Consider the following 3,428-nt stretch of genomic DNA (forward strand, 5'->3'; position numbering starts at 1 on the left):
GGCATACTAAACAAGGGTGTCGCCAGCGGTCCGCTAGCGGGCAAAAAGGTGCTTGATATGCCTTATCAGGTAAACACGATGTCGATTGAGGCGATGAAAAACCAAGGCGTGGCCGGTTTTGAGGATGCGGTGAAGTATTTTCCTTAGGCGCAAATCCAAACTAGAGGCGGCATCGAGGTAGGCCGTCCGCAGACTCGCGGCTTTCAGGGCTCAGTCGTCGGTAACGTACTTTGGGACGGCTTTTACTCTGTTTCTACTACGGCTATACCTATGTATATGTTTGAGGGGCTTCAGATACAAAACGGCCTTGCAGGCTCGCTTTACGGCGGACAGGAGCCTGCCGGCATCTTTAACTATACCAGAAAGCGTCCGATACCGTTTTCAAATACGTTTTGGTCCGACTATACGAGCCGCTCAAATTTCGGTATAGGTTGGGATACTTCGGATAGATTTCAGTACGTCGGATACCGCGGCGTATTTTATAAATCAGACGGCGCTAAACAAGCTAAAAATAGCGACTACGAAAGAAATTTAGCTAGCCTTGGCCTTGATTTTTATCTAACCGAAAATTTTACTATCGAGACGAATTTTAGCTACTACAAACACAAAATGCTAGGAAATCCGGGCGGCTTTTCTATGCCTGGTAGAAACGGCGTTTTAAACTTTGCCGTTCCGGATGCTGCTAAAAATACGAAAGCCGGCCTAGAGCAAGAGTGGGCGGGAAGCAACCTAAAAACTACGACTGCTAGCGTTAAATTTAAATATGGGCCGACTGAAAGTTGGTATTTTGAAGGCGGATATCAGTGGCAAAAAGCTATCCGCGATATGTACGGCACAAGCAAAACATTTACGAATCAAAACGGCGATTTTAGCGTAGCGGCTAGCGGCGGAAACGGTGCGGCAAGCAGGTTTGACGTACAAAGCTGGTTTGCTAAAGCTACGACAGAGTTTGAAACATTTGGCGTAGAGCACGACTTTGGCGTGCAGGCAAACGGATATATATGGACGATATATGGCGCAAAAACCGCCGGCGGAAGAGCAAATTTGGGCAACTCGAATTTGTATAATCCAAGAACCTTTTCAAATCCGCACGTAACAAAAGGTAGCGGAGCTTATAAAAATAGCCAAGGCTCTATGAAAAACCTAACCATCGCCGACGATATCAAGCTAAACGACTACTTTAGCGTCATTTTAAGCGCGGCTAGAAGCAACTTTGAAAACAAAAACAAGCAAACGGGCGTAAAAACGTACGACGAGAGCGGCACTAGCTACGCGGCAAGCTTTATTTATCGCCCTATCGAAAACGTAAGCTTATACTTCACTTACGCAGATAGCTTGCAAGCAGGCTCAAGCTACACCTACGAAAGAACCAATCCAAGATACGGCGAAACGGTCGTTTTAAAGCCGTTTAGAAGCAAACAATACGAGATCGGCGCAAAAGCTAGAATAGAGGATATCGACCTATCTACGGCGCTTTATGAGATAAAACGCCCGATAGCCTATCTAGGCGATAACAACGAATATAGCATCCAAGGCGAGCAAGCAAATAGAGGCATGGAATTTACCGCCGGAGGCAAGATAACGAGCGATCTTAGCGTAATGGGCGGCGTCGCGCTAATACAGCCGAAGCTAAAAAAGACAAAACAAGCTTATGCGCAGGGCAAAATCGTAGTCGGCGAACCGAAAATTCAGTCAAATTTACTCTTTGACTACGTCGTGCCAAATACAAATAAGCTAGCTCTAAGCGCAAATTTACACTACACAGGCAAACGCTACGCCGATCAGCGCAACGTAAACGCGGTGCCTGCGTACTTTACCACAGACCTTGGCATCCGCTACGTGACCAAAGAGTGGCTAGGCAAGCAAACAACTTTAAGATTTAACGTAAATAACGTCTTTGATAAAAAATACTGGGTCGGAATGTTCCCGTCAAATATCGACGGAACTACGACGGGTGCGGGCACAAGTATCTTTTTGGGACAGAGCAGGACGTTTATGCTCTCAGCCGAAGTTAAATTTTAGAGGTTTATTTCCCAATACTTCACTTTTAAATTTAGCGGCGGTTAGCATCTAGCCGCCGTTTAAATTTTACTTTTAAATTTGAGGTCAAATTTTGCTTTGGCTTCAAATTTAAAAACTTATTTTTTGGAGAAAAAATGCAAGGACTACTAAACTGGCAGGCGATTAGGGAGCTTAAATTTGCACCTATGACAGAGATGGAGCCGGCGGAAGTGCGGTTGATTGGGATAAAGTAGCCCAGATGTATAACGGCATGGCCGAGCTTGAAAAGCGTAGCGCGCAAATTTTAGCTGGTGCCTTGCCTATCACGGATAAAGATAGCGTGCTAGACGTCGGCTGCGGACCGGGACGCCTCAGTATACCGATGGCTATGCGATCTAAAAGCCTAACCGCGCTTGATGCGTTTGGAGAGATGCTTAAATTTTGCAAGCAAAACGCCAAAAACGCCGGCATAAAAAATATAAATTTTATGAAAAAAAGCTGGCTAGATAGCGACGCCTTGGACGTGATCGGCAAGCACGATATCGTCGTCGCCTCGCGTTCGGTCGGTCTTGGCGATATAAAAAAACTAAACGACGCAGCAAAAAAATACGTATGCATAACTAGCTTTTTGGAGGACTATCCAAGCCTTAGAGAAATTTGGATGGATTTGCTTGCGGGCATCGACGAAAGAGCTTCAAAACGTCTGCCTTTTATAAACGAAAACCCGAGGATGTTTGGCTACAACGTTACTTTCAATATGCTTTACGATCTGGGCGCAAACGTAAACGTACGGATATTTGACACCGTTTACGAAAAGAGCTTTACGAGTAAAGACGAGGCTTACGAATTTTTAAAATTCGTCGGCGATATCCCAAAAGAAAAAGAAAAAATTTTTAGAAAAAACGTAGATAAATGGCTAGTAAAAGATGGTAGCGGGGTTAAATTTTACCGAGCGACGAAAAGCTACACCATGTGGTACGACGTAAGTGAGGTAAGATTTGAATAATAAAGCCCTTTTTGCTGTTTTAACGATCGTGCTAATAGTTTGTGCTTTTGCTTCTCTGACTCTTGGCAGATACGGTTTGGGTGCGGCTGAAATTTTTTCTAGCTTAAAATCATTGTTGTTTGGCTCGCCTCCGTCAAACGAGCAAGCTCACGCCGTAATAACGCAAATCAGACTTCCTCGCATTGCCTTTGCAGTGCTGGTGGGAGCCTCTCTTTCTGCAGCCGGCGCCGTCTATCAGGGGCTTTTTAAAAATCCCCTAGTCTCTCCCGATATCTTAGGCGTCTCTAGCGGCGCGGCGGTGGGCGCCAGTATCGCTATCATCCTTTCCCTGCCCGTGCTTTATGTCTCGCTAATGGCTTTTGGCTTTGGACTAGCCGCCGTTTTTGCGGTGGTTTTTTTAAGCCAACTTATAGCTAGAGGC

At 45.4% G+C, this 3,428-nt stretch carries 3 protein-coding genes; all 3 read left to right on the forward strand.

What is annotated here, in order from left to right; translation table 11 throughout:
- Window positions 1-270: 270 nt before the first annotated feature.
- Window positions 271-2,022 (forward strand): TonB-dependent receptor, encoded by a 1,752-nt coding sequence (locus tag Q0546_RS00310; protein WP_298789497.1) that lies wholly within the window; start codon window positions 271-273, stop codon window positions 2,020-2,022.
- A gap of 238 nt (window positions 2,023-2,260) precedes the next feature.
- Window positions 2,261-3,007: a class I SAM-dependent methyltransferase gene (locus Q0546_RS00315; protein ID WP_298789499.1), complete on the forward strand. Its 747-nt coding sequence runs from the start codon at window positions 2,261-2,263 to the stop codon at window positions 3,005-3,007.
- On the forward strand, window positions 3,000-3,428 hold a 429-nt coding region (locus Q0546_RS00320; RefSeq protein WP_298789501.1), incomplete at its 3' end, for an iron chelate uptake ABC transporter family permease subunit. The genes Q0546_RS00315 and Q0546_RS00320, both read left to right, overlap by 8 nt.

The organism is uncultured Campylobacter sp., assembly GCF_937997465.1.
Classification (GTDB): Bacteria; Campylobacterota; Campylobacteria; order Campylobacterales; family Campylobacteraceae; genus Campylobacter_A.